The following is a 16,489-nucleotide window of genomic DNA, read 5'->3' as shown; positions in this document are numbered from 1 at the left end:
AAGATAGAAAATCGTTGCTGCTTTGATTATACCATAAGGGCCAGCCCCTCAGGCCGTGTATTCGGGCAAAAAATCCCGCAAGGACGTTGTGGGTCCTTGCGGGATGATGTCATAAGCTGTATTGGATCAGGCTCTTGCTGCAGTCAGACAATCAGGCGAACAGGCCGATTGCATAGCCGACGATGCCGAGGGCGAAGAGGCCAAGGATGATGATGAGCGGGTTGACGTTCTTGCGCAGGAGCCACATGCAGGCGAAGGTCATGAGCAGCGGCACGATGCCAGGCATGAGGCTGTCGAGGATGGTCTGGACCGTCGTCGTGACCTGCTCGCCGGCGCTGTTCGTGTAGCTCGAGAGCACGAGCGGCATGTTGACGGTCGTCCACTTCGCGACGAGGGCGCCCATGACGAGAAGTCCGAGGACGGAGGAGCCTTCCGTGAGGAAGCGCATCTTGTTGCCGCCCATCTCATCGACGAGCTCCGTGCCCTTCGAGTAGCCGTACATGACGCCGTACCAGTTCGTGGCGAGGCGGATGGCGTTGAAGACGAGGAAGAAGATCAGCGGGCCCATGATGCTGCCCGTCAGGGCGATGCCAGCGCCGAGTGCGGCGAGCACCGGGCGCAGCGTGCCCCAGAAGATCGGGTCGCCGACGCCGGCGAGCGGGCCCATGAGGCCGACCTTGACGCCGGAGATTGTCTGGTCGCTGATGTCCGCGCCATTGGCTTTCTTCTCCTCCATGGCGGCCGTGATGCCCATGATCGGCGTGGCGAGGAACGGCTGCGTGTTGAAGAATTCGAGGTGGCGCTTCATAGCGGCGGCCATTGCCGGCTTATCGTCCTTGTAGACCTTCCGCAGGGCCGGCAGCAGCGAGACGCAGAAGCCGATGGCCTGCATGCGCTCGAAGTTGAACGAGCCCAGGAGGAAGTTCGAGCGGATGAAGATGTTGATGAGATCTTTTTTGTTGAGTTTCTTTTCCATGATCGTGTTTTCCTCCTTCACCTTACATGAGATCGGAGTCGTCGATGTCATCGAGCCCCGTGCCGCCAGCTGCGCCAGGGCCGCCCGTCTTGGCGGCCTCTTCGATGGCGATGTCGCGCTGCAGGCCCTTGATGTGGAAGTAAGCAGCGATCAGGCCGATGGCGCCGAAGCCGATGAGGTTGACGTTCGTGAAGACGGCGACGAGGAAACCGAGGAAGAAGAACGGCATGAGCGATTTCGCGTTCATCATGTTGATGACCATCGCATAACCGACGACGACGATGAAGCCGCCGGCGACCTGCAGGCCGCGCGTGATGACTTCAGGGATCGAAGCGAGCATGGCGTTGACGGTGTCCGTGCCGGCGATGGCAGCGACGAGGGCAGCCGGTACAGCGACGCGGATGGCCTGCAGAAGGAGGCCGCCGAGGTGGCACATCTCGATGCCGAAGCCATTGCCCTCGAGGGCGAACTTATCGGCGAGGTGCTGGAAGAAGACGGTGATCGTGCGGACGAAGATCGTCAGGACCTGGCCTGCAGCGGCGAGCGGCACGGCAATCGCGATGCCGGCGCCGATGCTCTGGTGGCCGACGATGACGAGGATGGCGGAGACGACGGATGCGAGCGCGGCATCTGGTGCCATGGCTGCACCGACGTTCATCCAGCCGAGTGCGAGCATTTCAAGTGTACCGCCGAGGATGATACCGGTTGTGATATCGCCGAGCACGAGGCCGACGAGCGTGCAGGCGACGAGCGGGCGATGGAATTGTGCTTCGTCGAGGACCGACCCCATGCCAGCGACGGCTGCGACGAGGATGAGCAGGATGAACTGGATTGTAGTCATTTTGAATGTTCCCCCTTCAGGATATGGCGGCAGCCTCCCCAAGGCTGCCGCTTGTTTCATTTCCCAAAATCAGTCGGATCAGCCGCTCAGAGCAGGTCCTTTGCCTTGAGTGCCTCGATGGCGTCTTTCTTCGGCTCGTTAGCGAGCTTGCGGATCTCGACTTCGATGCCCATGTCGACGAGCTCCTTGATGGCCTGTGCATCATCCTTGTTGACTGCGACGGCCTGGGAGATCAGCGTGTCGCCGTCCTTGTAGGTCATGCCGCCAAGGTTGACCGACTTGAACGGGATGCCGCCCTTGACGGCGCGCACGACATCGCGCGGGTTCGTGAAGAGGAACAGCGTCTTGAAGGGCGCGTACTTCGGGTTCTTGTAGGCGGCAACGGCCTTCTCGACCGGGATGACGTAAGCCTTGATGCCCGGAGGAGCGACCTGCAGCAGGAGCTTCTTGCGCAGTGCGTCCTGTGCGACATCGTCGTTGCAGCACATGATGCGGTTGCAGCCCGTCACCTTTGTCCATACCGTAGCGACCTGGCCGTGGATCAGACGATCGTCAATGCGGCAAAATGCGATTTCCATGATAGAACCTCTCTTTCTTATCCTAAAGCAGCGCCGCTCTTTCTTGGCGGCTGCTCATCTATCTGACGATTCATATAATACAATAAAACAAGAAAGAAATCATCTGATATGCGTCACAACATGACGGAAGAAGCGTATGACATTTGTCATATCGCCAATTCTTATGGATTTTTTGCGATGCGGTGTATATAATAGATGTACGATTCACGGAGAACACGTGACAGGATACAGATTCAGATATGGAGGGACTCACATGGCTATGGTGCCGAAACTCAATACGATGCATTTTGACAAGGAGACGCCGTTTCAGGTCGTAGCACCATTTGAGCCGATGGGCGACCAGCCGCAGGCCATCGAGGAGCTGGCTGCAGGCGTCGAGAACGGACAGCAGGCGCAGGTCCTCCTGGGCGCGACGGGCACGGGCAAGACGTACACGATCGCCAAGGTCATCGAGAAGGTGCAGAAGCCGACGCTCGTCATCGCCCACAACAAGACGCTTGCGGCGCAGCTCGCGAGTGAGTTCAAGGCGTTCTTTCCCCATAATTACGTCGGGTACTTCGTCAGCTATTACGATTTCTATCAGCCGGAAGCCTACATCGCCTCGACCGATACGTACATCGAGAAGGATGCGTCGATCAACGATGAGATCGATGAACTGCGCCACAGTGCGACGTGCTCGCTGTTTGAGCGGCGCGATGTTATCATCGTCGCCTCTGTCTCCTGCATCTACGGCCTGGGCTCGCCGGAGAGCTACCACGAGATGGTGCTGTCGCTGCACAAGGGGCAGACGGTCGAGCGCGACGCGATCTTAAAGAAGCTCGTCTCCATCCGCTACGAGCGCAATGACGTCGCCTTCGAGCGCGGCCAGTTCCGCGTGCGCGGCGATGTCATCGAAGTCTTCCCGGCCGGCTATAACAACCGCGCCGTGCGCATCGAACTCTTCGGCGATGAGGTGGACCGCATCGTCGAGTTCGATGTCGTGACGGGGGAGGTCTACGGCGAGCGCACGCATTCGATGATCTTCCCGGCCTCGCACTACGTCACGGAGGACGAAGACCTCAAGATCGCGATGAAGGACATCGAGGCGGAGATGGAGCAGCAGGTCAAGAAGTTCAAGGCGGAGGGCAAGCTCATCGAGGCCCAGCGCATCGAGCAGCGCACGCGCTACGATCTCGAGATGATGCAGGAGATGGGCTACTGCTCGGGCATCGAGAATTACTCGCGCCATCTGACGCACCGCAAGGCAGGGGAGGCGCCCTACACCCTGCTCGACTACTTCCCGGAGGACTTCCTCATCGTCATGGATGAGTCGCATGTGACGCTGCCGCAGCTCCACGCGATGTACGCCGGCGACCGCAGCCGCAAGGTGTCGCTCGTCGAGAACGGCTTCCGCCTGCCGTCGGCCTTCGACAACCGCCCGCTTACCTTCGAGGAATTCGCCGCGCGCATCAACCAGATCATCTACGTCTCGGCGACGCCGGGCAAATACGAGCTCGAGCGGGCCCAGCAGGTCGCTCAGCAGATCATCCGCCCGACGGGACTCTTAGATCCTGAGATCGAAGTGCGGCCGCTCGAGGGGCAGATCGATGACCTGCTCGCCGAGATCAAGCTGCGCATCGAGCGCCACGAGCGTGTGCTCGTCACGACGCTGACGAAGAAGATGGCGGAGAACCTCACAGACTACTTCACGGAGGTCGGCGTCAAGGTGCGCTACCTCCATTCCGACATCGCGACGATCGAGCGCGCGGAGATCATCCACGACCTGCGCGCCGGCGAATTCGATGTGCTCGTCGGCATCAACCTTCTGCGCGAGGGCCTCGACATGCCGGAAGTCTCGCTGATCGCCATCCTCGATGCCGACAAAGAGGGCTTCCTGCGCTCCGACACATCGCTCATCCAGATCATCGGCCGCGCGGCCCGCAATGCGCACGGCCACGTCATCATGTACGCCGACCGCATCACGGACTCCATGAAGCGCGCCATCGACGAGACGGCGCGTCGCCGCGAGATCCAGCAGGGCTACAACAAGGCGCACGGCATCACGCCGAAGACGATTGTCAAGCCCATCAAGCCGCTCATTGAGACGACACTCGTCGCCGAGTCGGGCGGCAAGTACGAGGTGAAGCCGGGCAAGAAGAAGCTGACGAAGAAGGACAGGGAGAACCTCATCAAGACGCTGACGCGCGAGATGCAGCAGGCGTCGCGTGCGCTCGAGTTCGAGCGGGCCGCAGAGCTGCGCGACATGATTTTAGAGCTCGACGGCAGCCTGCCCGGCGCGGCACCAAAGAAGGCATCCAAGAGCAGGCGAAGCAAGAAGTGAGCGCCACGGGTGCGATCATAGATACATCGATACTAGATAATGAGTAGATACTAGATAATAGGTAAAAGCAATGGAACGATACATCAAGATACGGGGCGCCAGAGCCCACAACCTCAAGAACATCAACGTCGACATCCCGCGCGACAAGCTCGTCGTCATCACGGGCCTGTCGGGCTCCGGCAAGTCGTCGCTGGCCTTCGACACCATCTACGCCGAGGGGCAGCGCCGCTACGTCGAGTCGCTCTCGTCGTACGCGCGCCAGTTCCTCGGCCAGATGGACAAGCCGGACGTCGACCAGATCGACGGCCTCTCGCCGGCCATCTCAATCGACCAGAAGACGACGAGCCACAACCCGCGCTCGACCGTCGGCACGGTCACGGAGATCTACGACTACCTCAGACTGCTCTTCGCGCGCGTCGGCCATCCGCACTGTCCGAAGTGCGGCAAGCCCATCACGCAGCAGTCGGTCGACCAGATGATCGACCAGATCCGCGAGCTGCCGGAGCGCACGAAGCTGCTCGTCATGGCGCAGGTCGTGCGCGGCAAGAAGGGCGAGCACAAGAAAGTCCTCGCGCACATCCGTCACGAAGGCTATGTGCGCGTGCGCATCGACGGCGAGGTCATGGACATCGGCGAGGACATCCAGCTCGAGAAGAACAAGAAGCACACGATAGAGGTCGTCATCGACCGCCTCGTCGTGCGCGAGGGCATGGAGTCGCGCCTGGCCGACTCACTCGAGACGGCGCTGAAGCTCGGCGAAGGCGTCGCCTATGTGCAGATCGTCGGTGGCGAGCTCCTGATGTTCAGCGAGAACTTCGCCTGCGTGGACTGCGGCATCAGCCTGCCCGAGATCACGCCGCGCATGTTCTCGTTCAACAACCCATATGGCGCCTGCCCCGTCTGCACGGGCCTCGGCAGCCACATGGAGTTCGATGAAGAGCTCGTCGTGCCCGACGCGAGCCTGAGCGTGGGCGGCGGTGTCTTTGCGCCGCTCTCGAAGAACCTGCACTCCTACGCGATGTGCGTGATGAAAGCCATCCTCGAGCGCCGCGGCTACAGCCTTGAGACGCCGTGGCAGGAAATCGACAAGAAGACGCAGCAGGTCCTGCTCTACGGCTCCGGCGAGGAGCGCTTCCACTTCCGCTACACGAACATGTTCGGCGAGGACAAGGAGTACTTCGTGCCGTTCGAGGGCGTCATGCCGCTGCTCGCGCGCCGCTACCACGAGACGGACAGTGACGAGATGCGCGAGTCGTACGAGAACTACATGACCGAGATCCCCTGCAAGGCATGCCATGGCGCGCGTTTAAAGCCGGAGACGCTCGCGGTCACCGTCGGCGGCAAGAACATCGACGAAGTCACGCGCATGACGATCCGCCAGGCCGATGCGTTCTTCCTGCAGCTGACGCTGACGCAGCGCGAGACGAAGATCGCGCACCAGATTCTCAAGGAAATCCACGCGCGCCTGAAGTTCCTCCTGGATGTCGGGCTCGACTACCTGACGCTCTCGCGCTCGGCGGGGACGCTTTCCGGCGGCGAGGCACAGCGCATCCGCCTCGCGACGCAGATCGGCTCGGGCCTGCAGGGCGTCCTCTACGTCCTCGACGAGCCGAGCATCGGCCTGCACCAGCGCGACAACAACCGCCTGCTCGCGACGCTCAAGCACCTGCGCGATCTCGGCAATACGCTGATCGTCGTCGAACACGACGAGGACACGATGTACGCGGCCGACCACATCATCGACATCGGCCCGGGCGCCGGCGCGCACGGCGGTCGCGTCGTCGCCGAGGGCACGGCCGAGGAGATCAAGAAGAACCCCGACTCCGTCACGGGCGCCTACCTCTCGCGCCGCAAATTCATCCCGGTCCCTCAAAAGCGCCGCCCAGGGAACGGCAAGTTCATCGAAGTCGTCGGCGCAGCAGAGAACAACCTCAAGAACCTGACGGTCAAGTTCCCGCTCGGTACCTTGACGCTCGTCACGGGCGTCTCGGGCTCTGGCAAGTCGACGCTCGTCAACGAGATCCTTTACAAGGGCATCGCCTCGCGCCTCTACCACGTGAAGGGCAAGCCGGGCAAGCACAAGAAGATCAAGGGACTCGAGAACATCGACAAGATCATCGACATCGACCAGCAGCCCATCGGCCGCACGCCGCGCTCGAATCCCGCGACGTACACGGGCGTATTCGATGCGATACGCGACCTCTTCAGCCAGACGAGCGAAGCGCGCATGCGCGGCTACAAGGCCGGCCGCTTCAGCTTCAACGTCAAGGGCGGCCGCTGCGAGGCCTGCAAAGGCGACGGCATCCTCAAGATCGAGATGCACTTCCTGCCCGACGTCTACGTGCCCTGCGAGGTCTGCAAGGGCGCGCGCTACAACCGCGAGACGCTCGAGGTCCGCTACAAGGGCAAGAACATCTCCGAAGTCCTCGACATGACGATCGACGAGGCCGTCGACTTCTTCGCCAATGTGCCGCGCATCGCGCGCAAGCTGAAGATCATCCAGGATGTCGGCCTCGGCTACATCAAGCTCGGCCAGCCGGCGACGACGCTCTCGGGCGGCGAGGCGCAGCGCGTCAAGCTCGCGACAGAGCTCTCGCGCCGCTCGACGGGCAAGACGCTCTACATCCTTGACGAGCCGACGACGGGCCTGCACACGGCCGACATCCACAAGCTCCTCGACATCCTGCAGCGCCTCGTCTCAGGCGGCGACACGGTCGTCGTCATCGAACACAATCTCGATGTCATCAAGACGGCGGACTACATCATCGATCTCGGCCCGGAGGGCGGCGACAAGGGCGGCACCATCGTGGCGACGGGGCGCCCCGAGGACATCGTCAAAGTGCCGGAGTCGTACACGGGCAAGTTCCTCAGGCCCTTGCTCGAAGAAAAGAACGGCTGATGCAAAAAGCATCTTGCGGAGGGCAGACGTTCTTCCTATAATGAAGGTGAATCATGAAGTTGCATGACAGAACTTGAAAGGACGAACTAATAAGTAGTCGATAGTATCGATAAATCTACGCATAAGTGGACAAATATCTCATGCATAGATGCTTATGAAGCCGTTTCAAGCCCCAGTGACCGTGTTCAGCGAAAGCTGCTTGCGGGATGAACTAAGTTATCAGAATAAGCTAAAGACTCACCTGCGGATGTAAACCATCAGTCCGCTGCTCTGAGAGTGCCAACTAAGAAACATCGCTAATGTCCTGCGGTGATAACAGGGAAACACATGGGCTTCCTGACGACATGGGCAAGAAGGAAAATTCTTCCAAAAGGAAAGGTGGCAGAGATGCCAAAAATCAAGAAATATGCGTTCGTTTTGGACGCGAAAAGAAAACAACTTGACCCAACAATCGAGCAGAATGCTTGGCGGCTTGTTCGTCAATATAAAGCTCGACTGGTATCGAAGTTTCCAATGATAATTCAATTGAATAAAGTCATGGATAATCCCAACAATGATGAAATTCGTTGTGGTATTGACGATGGTGCGAATCATGTCGGCATGGCTCTGGTGCAGAAATGCCAGACCAGAAACAAGGTTTTGTTCAAAGGCACTATCGAGCAGCGCAAGGATGTCAAGCATTTGCTGACCGTTCGTCGTGGCTATCGCAGGTATCATAGATACCATAAGCAGTATCGCCCCGCCAGGTTTCTAAACCGTGCATCATCAAGGCGTAGCGGCAGGCTAATGCCTTCGATAATCCAAAGAAAACAGGCAATTCTTCGAGTAATTGACAGACTTAGGCAGTGGGTTCGCATTGACGGCTACTGGTTGGAAGACGTAAAAATTGACATTCGGGCACTAACCGATGGCTACAAGCCTTATCGTTGGCAATACCAGAAGTCGAACAGGCTGGACAACAATCTTCGGCTGGCAGCTATTCATCGTGATGGCTGCAAGTGTGTGGAATGCGGCAAGACCAAAACTCGTTTTGAAGTACATCACATTACTCCACGAAAGACCGGCGGGGCTGATACTATAAGTAATCTGATAACACTATGCCCTAAATGCCATGCTAAAACTTTTGGCAGGGAATCACAGTTTGCAGATAGGTACTATGCTTTGATTGGCTCCACAGGTCATGTCGAAGGACTTGATGATGCCCAGCGTGTTATGCAGGGCAAGCATTGGTTCAGAGAACAACTGCAACAAAGAGGTTCGCTAGTTTTGACTACTGGCGGCAACACCGCCAATAAACGTGAAGACTGGGATATTGCAAAGACTCACTCCAATGATGCAGTCTGTATAACTGACTTGAAGCCAGAGAACATAGACATCGAAGAGTGGACTATAAAGCCTATGCGTCGCAAAAACAAAGCTGGAGTCGATGAAGTCTGCGGTTTCCATCATCGGGATTATGTGACCTACACTTATCGCAACGGTGAAACTCATACGGGTTACGTTACCGCAATGTATCCCGACAAAAACCAGTTGAATTTCCAATCCCCTACAAAGCATTGCAAACGGGTTAATGCTCTGAAAGCAAGGCTTTTGTGGAGATATGACAAGATATATTGGTTCAAATGTGCTTAGACAAACACTTCCGGACACATTTGACCATATTTTTAAAAGGAGGAGTTCTTATGGATAGCTTGAAGGGATTCCTGGCGGCACTCGCGGGCATCGGCGTTGCGCTCGGCGGCACGCTCTTCGTCATCGTGGCGGCCCTCGTCATCATCGGCCTGTTCTTCACGGGCATCTTCGCGATGATCGGCCTGTCCATCACGATGCTGGCCATCGCCATCGAAGTCGGCCTCGCCTACATCGTCGGCTGCATCATCCACTACATCGCTCTGCGCGTACTCGGCTGGCTCTACGGTGTGACGCACATCGGCTGGCTCGCCGATTACTACCACCGCAATACGGCGGCCGTCGTCATCGCTGTCGCCGGCGTTCTCTGGATCTGGTTCGGGTGACCGTTCAATGCCCCGGCTCATAGGAGCGGGGGTTTTTCTTTTTTGGAGTGTGTTTTTTTCATGGACATTTCTTTGTTTCAACTCGTCGTCATCTGCGCGACGATTGCCGTCGTCCTCGGCTTCGGCATCCGGGCGGCGCGGTCGGTCCACTCGACGAAAGGCTTCAGTGTCGGCGGGCGCTCGGCCGGTGTGCCGCTCGTCGCGGGCGGCATCGCGGGCACGTGTGTCGGCGGCGGTGCGACAGTCGGCACGGCGCAGCTCGCCGCGACAGTCGGACTGTCGGCCTGGTGGTTCACCATCGGCTCGGGCGTTGGCCTCATCATCATGGGCCTCTTCTACGCCAAGCCCCTGCGCCGCACGGCACTCGAGACAATCCCGCAGTTCCTCGCCCAGAACTTCGGCGTGACCTGCGGCATCTTCTCGAGTGTCGTCTCATCCATCGGCATCTTGTTCAGCGCGGTGGCAAGCTGCCTGCCGGCCATCTACATCATCGCCTCGATCTTCGGCATCTCGTTTTTGCCCGCGACGATCCTGCTCATCCTGACCGTCGCAGCCTATGCCTTTTTCGGCGGAATGAAGAGTGCCGGCGTAGGCGGCATCCTCAAGATGATCGTCATCTGGATCACGATGGCCATCGCCGGCGTCATGGCAGCGCACTCGCTGTTCGCAGACCCGGCCGTCGCGGCGGCGCTGCCAGAGGGCGCGTTCAGCCTGCTGCACGGTGATATGAGCCACATCCTCGCGAACTTCTCGTCCGTCGTCATCGGCATGCTCTGCACGCAGTCGTACATCCAGGCCATCTTCTCGGCCTCGAACCCGCGCACGGCCTCCGTTGCGGCCTTCACGGCGGCGCTCATCAGCCTGCCAGTCGGACTGCCGTGCGCGATGGTCGGCATCTACATGGGCGCGGCCCATCCTGAGATCATGCCGATCCTCTCGCTGCCCGTCTACCTCTTGACGGAGCAGCCATCCCTGCTCGGCGGCATCGCCATGGGTGGCATCATGCTCTCGCTCATCGGCTCGATTGCCGGACTCTCGCTCGGCATCGGCACGATGCTCTCGCGCGACATCTTCCACCGCGCCCGCGTGACGCTACGCGCGCGCAAGATCCACAAGCTCGCCGAAGATCCTGAGAACCAGATCATCGACATCACAGAAATCCCGACACCCAACCACCCGTACCACCTCTCAGAGCTCGCCGTTACGCGCCTGATCGTCCTTCTGACCATCACGCTGGCCGCCTTTATCGCTCTGGCCAACGAGGGCAGCCAGGTCCTCTTCTGGAATTTCCTGTCCATGGCCCTGCGCAGCGGCGGCATCTTCCTGCCGCTGAGCTTCGCCATCTTCGCGCCAGGCACGATCACCGCCATGAGCGCCACACTCTCCATGGCCCTCTCGACCGTCGCCGCCCTCGCCGCCGTCTTCCTCGGCGCCGCCGGCAACCCGCTCTTCTTCGGCCTCGCCGTCAGCGCCCTGTGCCTCATCCCGTGCTGGCTGCGCCATCGCTGATGACTCGGCAAAGCAGCGCAGGCAGGTTTTTTCCAATTTCTGTGGAATAATTAACAAGATGATGAAGATATTCAGGAACCCCTGCTGTCTCTCACAGCGGGGGCTCTTGTCGTCCGCCGCATACGCGATGACTTGAACCGGCGTTAACCATTATCTTGTCGCATAGAAAAAGCGGCTTGCCATTCAGGCGAACCGCAAATCCATTATTTTTTTCGTGTCCTATTGACGGGGTGCACACCATAGTGTAAGCTGCTTGTCTTTTTATCGCTTGCGGATATATGCTGTGGCCGGACCAGAGCCAACTTTGATGATATAGCCCTCTTTTACCAGACTGGACAAAGTGCGTTCTATAGTTCCCTGGCTGATATCCGGGCAGCGTTCCATCAGATCCTTTTTGCTGATTTTTCCTAGTGTCTGGGAAATGATGGCCTTGATACGGTCTGGCTTGGAAATCTTTTTGGTTACCAAGTATTGAATCCGGTCTTCGAATTCATCATATGCTTTTATGATGATGCCCAAATAATATTTCACAAAAGGAGCATAGGTGTTTTGATTTTCGTGCCAGCCGAAAGAACTTGCCTGAAGAGCTTCATAGTAAGTGGTTTTCGTTTTTTCAATCAGCATTTCCAGGCTGATGTATTTCCCGACGATGTAGCCGGCACGATATAAAAGAAGGAGTGTCAGAAGCCGGCTCATCCGTCCGTTTCCGTCATTGAATGGATGAATGCAGAGAAAATCCAGGATGAACATGGGAGTCAGCAGCAATTTATCTATGATGTTTTCCTGCCAGGCATTCTGGAACGATTGACATAAAGAATCCATAGCGTCAGCTGTCTGAAAAGCAGGAACGGGAATAAACCTGGTCTTTTGATGCCCTTGTGCATCTGTTTCCGCAATGACGTTATCTGTGTTTTTATAGTCTCCTCCAATGGCTCCTGTTGAGTAAGAGTACAGATCTCGGTGGAGCTGCCTGATGACATTAGGGGCAGGGGGAATATAGTCGTGATTTTCATGAATCAAGGCGAGTACTTCACGATATCCGGCAATTTCCTGTTCAGACCGATTGTGCGGTTCAGCTTTTTGGCTGACCAGTGCTTCTAATCGTTTGTCACTGGTGAAGATTCCCTCGATACGGTTGGAAGACCCTGTACTCTGGATCATGGCAACGTCTACCAGTGTTTTCAGTTCGTCTGTATTTGCCTCCAGAAATAAATCCTGCCGTCCCTTGTGTTCATGGATACAGGTGAGAAGCTGGACGATTTCAGGTGTCAGTAAATTTTGTATTTCCTGCGAGTAGTTAAATGTCCGCATAAAAATCTCCCTCATTTTTCTGTTATCTGCCACATTTTAGCATGAAATGAGGCAGATAACAAGAGAATGAGGCAGATAAATAAGGCGGATGATGGAAAGGAAGGTGAAACAGCATGGCTAATAACGCCATTGATGTCGCTATCCGGCTGCGGGATCTGTTCATTCCCACGGTGCGGAGCGTCAATGCCAGCCTGGGGACCATGAAGACCCAGATGGCGGCGGTGAAACAATCGGTCAGCGGCCTGTCGGACAAGCTGACGGAGCATGAACACATCCAGTAGACGGGAAGCAAGATTTCCGGCCTGTCGGACAAGATGGCCCTGCTTACCCACGAAGCCATCATCAGCCCGCAGGTCTTCGACTGGGTGCAGGAAGAAATCAAGCGGCGGCGTGAAGGCAGGAGCCGCTACAGCGGCGTATCCATCTTATCAGCAGCTGACCGCATCTTGGCCATGGAGGATTTCGATATCGTCCGCGAGGATGGCGCTGTGACTGTCACGCCGAAGGCGGTGTAAGGCATGTTTGAAAAAGTGAATATTCCCGACTATATCGTCATCATCGGTCTGGTAACAGCACTGATCCTGGCGATTTTTTATGCCTTGAACGAGCTGGCCATGTCCATTGCATCAGGGCTTCTCGGTTACATCGGCTGCACCGTGAAGTCCGCCATTCATCAGAAAGGAGAAGAAAAACCATGAAAGTATTCCTGAATCCCGGTCATGCGCTGGGCGGGCATCCCGACCCGGGAGCCGTCAACAGTGAAAGCGGTCTGCGTGAATGTGACGTGGCCCTGGCCGTCGGTCAATCTGCGGAAAGTTACCTGAATGCGGCAGGAGTAGCAACAGAACTGCTCCAGTCCAACAGCCTGGAGGAAATCTGCGAGGCCGCCAATGCCAGTGATGCCGACATCTTCGTGTCCATCCACTGCAATGCCGCCGAAGCCGAGGATGCCAACGGCACAGAAACCTGGGCCTGCGCCGGAAGTTACCGTGGCAGCATGCTGGCCAACTGCATCCAGAACCAGATTGTCGATGCCCTGGATACGACAGATTGTGGCGTGAAGATTGCCACGCCCGGCGTCAACGGCCTGTATGTCCTCACGAACACCGACATGCCAGCCGTCCTGGTCGAGCTGGCCTTCATCACCAATCCCGGCGATGAAGATATCCTTGCCAATACCTAGGAGGCCCTGGCCAGAGCTGTCGCCAGGGGAGTGACAGATTATGAACAGCTGATCCTGGGAGGTAAATGACCATGAACCGTGAAGAAATCAAGAAAGCCGTTGCCGATGCCGTCGTATCCTTCGCCAGGAGCGAAGCCGAAGCAGCCATCAAGTCCCATCGACCTGGATGACGTCCAGAAGATGGTGGAAGCCCAGATGAAGAACCTCACGGACCCGCTGAAAGTGGAAATCCAGGCCACCACCAGCTGGTGGGGCAAAATCCGCAACCGCCTCTACATCACCCTGATGCAGCAGGTGGTCAAAGCCATCGTGGCTGATGTAAAACAGAAGATTGCATGAGAAAAAGCCGGTATGGGACATCGGGAAGGATGTTCTGTACCGGCTTTTTGTGTTATACTAAATTAGTTATACAGCACCTTACACCTTTTAGGCAGCATGCCAAAATTATTTAGCCAGTTTCATCAGCGTATTGAAATGGACACCTGTTCAAAATATTTGCCGAACTTCACAATGATGATTATCATCCGTGCTCAGGAGCACAGGCTCATTTCTGACTGTGTCTGGAATAAACTCCAACGCAAGCTAGATAGTAGCAATTCAGGCTTTTTGGATATGCCTGTGAAAGAAAGTGACGGTAAAGCCAGTGTATGGAGGACATGTCCTCCATACACTGGCTTTACCGATAAATACATAAGAAATTCGGCAAAGAATGCAAAACTGCTGCTGAAGGTGTTGCTCGAAAGCTCGAATGAACTGGTACAACTTAACACCGTAGAAATACGGTACAACGGACCTGAAATTTTTATGGAAGATGGAGAGAATTGATATGAAGAACTTTTTTGCCACTGTTCTTGATGTCCTTAAACAGGACAAGCGATTTTTTGCTGAAAATGGGACATTTCTGCGTAATTCTGTCTATGAGGCGGCGATGCAGATGGACAAGGATCTGATACATCTACTTGTTTCAAATGATGAGACGAAAGCTCGCTTTTTTACCGAGGTCGATGGCGTCTTTGTTTTTGACAAAGTTGGCTTTGCATGGGTGATTAACAACCGTGAATTCTTACCAGATAGCTATACCCGTTTCAAAAATAAGATTGGTCTTATTGACGAAAATGGCGATATGATTACGACTTCCGGAAAGGTTGAACTTGTATTCCCGTACAAGGACTGTGTACTCGAGGGTGGACAGACGAAAGAGGATCAGAAACGTTCGGAGATTTTCTATAATGAGACACTTGCTCCTGATGAAATTGACCGGCTTCTTTATCCAAAGGTATTGGTGAATGTGAAACGTGTCCACTCGGGGGGGGGTAGATGAACATATAACGGAGTTTCGTGATGATGATAACCTTATTATAAAAGGTAATAATCTTTTGGCGCTGGCTTCGTTGCTCAAGCGGTATGAGAGACGAGTAAAGTGCATTTATATTGACCCACCTTACAACACTGGCAGCGATAGTTTTGGCTATAATGATAATTTCAATCATAGCTCATGGCTTGCTTTTATGAAAAATAGGTTAATAATGGCTCACAAGTTATTAAGGCCTGATGGAGTGATTTATGTGCAGTGCGATGATAACGAGCAGGCATATCTCAAAGTATTGATGGATGGCATTTTTGGTGAAAGCAATTTTATTTCAACAATAGCGTATCAGCGTTCAGGTGTGGCAGGATTAGGACAAGGGGGAAGTTTTGTTGTAAACGTAACAGAATACATCACAGTATTTGCAAAAGATAAATCGCTTTTTTCTGCTCATGATATGGAAACGGCAGTACCTTTGGAAAAAAAGCATATGCAGAGATATAATTCTATTTTGCGAACTGTTGGACAAAAGGAATTGTATAGAACTTTTATATCAAAATCAACAGGTGAGGAAATAAAAATATACAAACATAAGAATTATAAAATTGAGTCGATTTCTCTCAGAAACTTCTCAAAAAGAGAAGATGAGATTCGAGATATTTATGATAAAAATTATGATTATATTTATCGATTAAATGTTCCTCAAGATGAAAATACATTCCAGTGGGATATCATAAATTCTTTTGACGATGATGAGCTATACTCTGTAGAGTATTTAGTCAGTAGAGGAAAATCAAAGGGGAAAGTTGTGACGAATTATTATTATAAAAAACAGCTGTTTGCGTGGCTGAATACTAACAGAGAGGCAGTCGAGAAGGGGATTAAACTTAAGGCATTGAAAACCAATAAAATGTCAGATTTCTGGACTCATGGAGAGATACCAAAAGCCGATTTAGCAAACGAAGGAGGAGTAAAACTCAAGCGTGGAAAGAAGCCGGAGCAGCTACTCAGGCGTATCATTTCTATTTCAACAGAAGAGAAAGACTTAGTGCTGGATTTCTTTTTGGGATCAGGAACAACGGCTGCAGTTGCGCATAAAATGAATAGAAGATATATTGGAATCGAACAGCTTGATTATGCTAACAACGATAGTATCACCAGATTAGAAAATGTAATTAAAGGTGATCGCTCTGGTATTTCTAATACAGTTGGATGGAACGGCGGCGGATCATTTGTTTATTGTGAGCTTGCAAAGCTCAATCAGAACTTCGTGGATGAGATTCAAGTTGCTTCGAAAACAACTGTTCTTAAGGACATCTACAGCCGTATGGTAAAGAGTGGATTCATTAGCTGCAAGGTGGATCCGGCGGATATTGAAGCTACGGCTTCAGATTTTGAATCGCTTTCCCTTGATGACCAGAAGCGCTTTCTGATGGAACTTTTAGACAAGAATCTGCTCTATGTGAATTATTGTGACATGGATGACGAGGACTTCGAAATTTCTAAGGCGGACAAGGCATTTACAAGAAGCTTTTACAAGGAGGTCTAAGC

The 16,489-nt window shown here is 54.8% G+C and carries 16 protein-coding genes and 1 pseudogene; 13 read left to right on the top strand and 4 right to left on the bottom strand.

Features of this window, described 5'->3' with window-relative positions; all coding sequences use genetic code 11:
• Positions 1-151: 151 nt before the first annotated feature.
• The 3 genes from manZ to QDI87_RS04600 form a co-directional block, all read right to left on the bottom strand.
• Complete coding sequence (gene manZ, locus QDI87_RS04610) at positions 152-1,027, bottom strand: PTS mannose transporter subunit IID (RefSeq protein WP_172674652.1); 876 nt, start codon at positions 1,025-1,027, stop codon at positions 152-154.
• On the bottom strand, positions 999-1,817 hold the full coding sequence (locus tag QDI87_RS04605; RefSeq protein WP_255240501.1) for a PTS mannose/fructose/sorbose transporter subunit IIC: 819 nt from the start codon (positions 1,815-1,817) through the stop codon (positions 999-1,001). The genes manZ and QDI87_RS04605 overlap by 29 nt, the downstream gene beginning before the upstream one ends.
• A gap of 86 nt (positions 1,818-1,903) precedes the next feature.
• A complete protein-coding gene (locus QDI87_RS04600; RefSeq protein ID WP_255240502.1) occupies positions 1,904-2,395 on the bottom strand; it encodes a PTS system mannose/fructose/N-acetylgalactosamine-transporter subunit IIB in 492 nt (163 codons plus the stop codon).
• A gap of 253 nt (positions 2,396-2,648) precedes the next feature.
• On the opposite strand from QDI87_RS04600, the gene uvrB reads away from it, so the two are divergent.
• The 5 genes from uvrB (at position 2,649) to QDI87_RS04575 (ending at position 11,138) form a co-directional block, all read left to right on the top strand.
• A complete protein-coding gene (uvrB, locus tag QDI87_RS04595; protein WP_255240503.1) occupies positions 2,649-4,715 on the top strand; it encodes an excinuclease ABC subunit UvrB in 2,067 nt (688 codons plus the stop codon).
• 70 nt (positions 4,716-4,785) lie between these two features.
• The gene (uvrA, locus tag QDI87_RS04590; RefSeq protein WP_278742368.1) at positions 4,786-7,614 is read left to right on the top strand and encodes an excinuclease ABC subunit UvrA; all 2,829 of its coding nucleotides are present in this window, start codon (positions 4,786-4,788) and stop codon (positions 7,612-7,614) included.
• A 327-nt stretch (positions 7,615-7,941) separates the two neighbouring features.
• Entirely contained in the window at positions 7,942-9,246 is a 1,305-nt protein-coding gene (iscB, locus tag QDI87_RS04585) for an RNA-guided endonuclease IscB (RefSeq protein WP_278742366.1), read from the top strand.
• 50 nt (positions 9,247-9,296) lie between these two features.
• Complete coding sequence (locus QDI87_RS04580; protein ID WP_270843152.1) at positions 9,297-9,629, top strand: hypothetical protein; 333 nt, start codon at positions 9,297-9,299, stop codon at positions 9,627-9,629.
• A 60-nt stretch (positions 9,630-9,689) separates the two neighbouring features.
• Positions 9,690-11,138, top strand: a complete 1,449-nt coding sequence (locus QDI87_RS04575) for a sodium:solute symporter family protein (protein WP_278742364.1) — start codon at positions 9,690-9,692, stop codon at positions 11,136-11,138.
• A 261-nt stretch (positions 11,139-11,399) separates the two neighbouring features.
• Here QDI87_RS04575 and QDI87_RS04570 read toward each other — a convergent pair whose 3' ends face one another.
• Positions 11,400-12,449 carry a Fic family protein gene (locus QDI87_RS04570; RefSeq protein ID WP_278742362.1) on the bottom strand — a complete coding sequence of 350 codons (1,050 nt, stop codon included), beginning with the start codon at positions 12,447-12,449 and terminating at the stop codon, positions 11,400-11,402.
• A 113-nt stretch (positions 12,450-12,562) separates the two neighbouring features.
• On the opposite strand from QDI87_RS04570, the gene QDI87_RS04565 reads away from it, so the two are divergent.
• The 8 genes and pseudogenes from QDI87_RS04565 to QDI87_RS04530 all read left to right on the top strand — a co-directional run bounded on the left by QDI87_RS04565 (position 12,563) and on the right by QDI87_RS04530 (position 16,487).
• Positions 12,563-12,730 (top strand): hypothetical protein, encoded by a 168-nt coding sequence (locus tag QDI87_RS04565; protein ID WP_278742360.1) that lies wholly within the window; start codon positions 12,563-12,565, stop codon positions 12,728-12,730.
• Positions 12,731-12,763: 33 nt separating this feature from the next.
• On the top strand, positions 12,764-12,964 hold the full coding sequence (locus QDI87_RS04560; protein ID WP_278743396.1) for a hypothetical protein: 201 nt from the start codon (positions 12,764-12,766) through the stop codon (positions 12,962-12,964).
• 3 nt (positions 12,965-12,967) lie between these two features.
• Positions 12,968-13,147: a hypothetical protein gene (locus QDI87_RS04555; protein ID WP_278742358.1), complete on the top strand. Its 180-nt coding sequence runs from the start codon at positions 12,968-12,970 to the stop codon at positions 13,145-13,147.
• Positions 13,144-13,629: pseudogene (locus QDI87_RS04550) on the top strand (N-acetylmuramoyl-L-alanine amidase family protein); the annotation flags it as partial. The gene QDI87_RS04555 and the pseudogene QDI87_RS04550, both read left to right, overlap by 4 nt.
• A gap of 81 nt (positions 13,630-13,710) precedes the next feature.
• A complete protein-coding gene (locus QDI87_RS04545) occupies positions 13,711-13,971 on the top strand; it encodes a hypothetical protein (RefSeq protein ID WP_278742354.1) in 261 nt (86 codons plus the stop codon).
• 96 nt (positions 13,972-14,067) lie between these two features.
• Positions 14,068-14,457: a hypothetical protein gene (locus QDI87_RS04540; protein WP_278742352.1), complete on the top strand. Its 390-nt coding sequence runs from the start codon at positions 14,068-14,070 to the stop codon at positions 14,455-14,457.
• 1 nt (position 14,458) lies between these two features.
• Positions 14,459-14,953 carry a site-specific DNA-methyltransferase gene (locus QDI87_RS04535; RefSeq protein WP_278742350.1) on the top strand — a complete coding sequence of 165 codons (495 nt, stop codon included), beginning with the start codon at positions 14,459-14,461 and terminating at the stop codon, positions 14,951-14,953.
• Positions 14,954-15,008: 55 nt separating this feature from the next.
• Positions 15,009-16,487 (top strand): site-specific DNA-methyltransferase, encoded by a 1,479-nt coding sequence (locus QDI87_RS04530; RefSeq protein ID WP_278742348.1) that lies wholly within the window; start codon positions 15,009-15,011, stop codon positions 16,485-16,487.
• Positions 16,488-16,489: the final 2 nt, after the last annotated feature.

This window comes from Mitsuokella jalaludinii (genome assembly GCF_928722185.1).
Classification (GTDB): Bacteria; Bacillota; Negativicutes; order Selenomonadales; family Selenomonadaceae; genus Mitsuokella; species Mitsuokella jalaludinii.
This window is presented reverse-complemented; position numbering and strand designations above follow the sequence as displayed.

What these genes read in the sequence shown, in the direction of transcription:
- uvrA (WP_278742368.1), top strand. Translation starts at nt 4,786, where the DNA reads ATGGAACGATACATCAAGATACGGGGCGCCAGAGCCCACAACCTCAAG.
- QDI87_RS04555 (WP_278742358.1), top strand. Translation starts at nt 12,968, where the DNA reads ATGTTTGAAAAAGTGAATATTCCCGACTATATCGTCATCATCGGTCTG.
- QDI87_RS04600 (WP_255240502.1), bottom strand. Translation starts at nt 2,395, where the DNA reads ATGGAAATCGCATTTTGCCGCATTGACGATCGTCTGATCCACGGCCAG.
- QDI87_RS04540 (WP_278742352.1), top strand. Translation starts at nt 14,068, where the DNA reads ATGCCAAAATTATTTAGCCAGTTTCATCAGCGTATTGAAATGGACACC.
- QDI87_RS04570 (WP_278742362.1), bottom strand. Translation starts at nt 12,449, where the DNA reads ATGCGGACATTTAACTACTCGCAGGAAATACAAAATTTACTGACACCT.
- QDI87_RS04575 (WP_278742364.1), top strand. Translation starts at nt 9,690, where the DNA reads ATGGACATTTCTTTGTTTCAACTCGTCGTCATCTGCGCGACGATTGCC.
- manZ (WP_172674652.1), bottom strand. Translation starts at nt 1,027, where the DNA reads ATGACATCGACGACTCCGATCTCATGTAAGGTGAAGGAGGAAAACACG.
- iscB (WP_278742366.1), top strand. Translation starts at nt 7,942, where the DNA reads ATGGGCTTCCTGACGACATGGGCAAGAAGGAAAATTCTTCCAAAAGGA.
- QDI87_RS04605 (WP_255240501.1), bottom strand. Translation starts at nt 1,817, where the DNA reads ATGACTACAATCCAGTTCATCCTGCTCATCCTCGTCGCAGCCGTCGCT.
- uvrB (WP_255240503.1), top strand. Translation starts at nt 2,649, where the DNA reads ATGGCTATGGTGCCGAAACTCAATACGATGCATTTTGACAAGGAGACG.
- QDI87_RS04580 (WP_270843152.1), top strand. Translation starts at nt 9,297, where the DNA reads ATGGATAGCTTGAAGGGATTCCTGGCGGCACTCGCGGGCATCGGCGTT.
- QDI87_RS04535 (WP_278742350.1), top strand. Translation starts at nt 14,459, where the DNA reads ATGAAGAACTTTTTTGCCACTGTTCTTGATGTCCTTAAACAGGACAAG.
- QDI87_RS04560 (WP_278743396.1), top strand. Translation starts at nt 12,764, where the DNA reads ATGGCCCTGCTTACCCACGAAGCCATCATCAGCCCGCAGGTCTTCGAC.
- QDI87_RS04565 (WP_278742360.1), top strand. Translation starts at nt 12,563, where the DNA reads ATGGCTAATAACGCCATTGATGTCGCTATCCGGCTGCGGGATCTGTTC.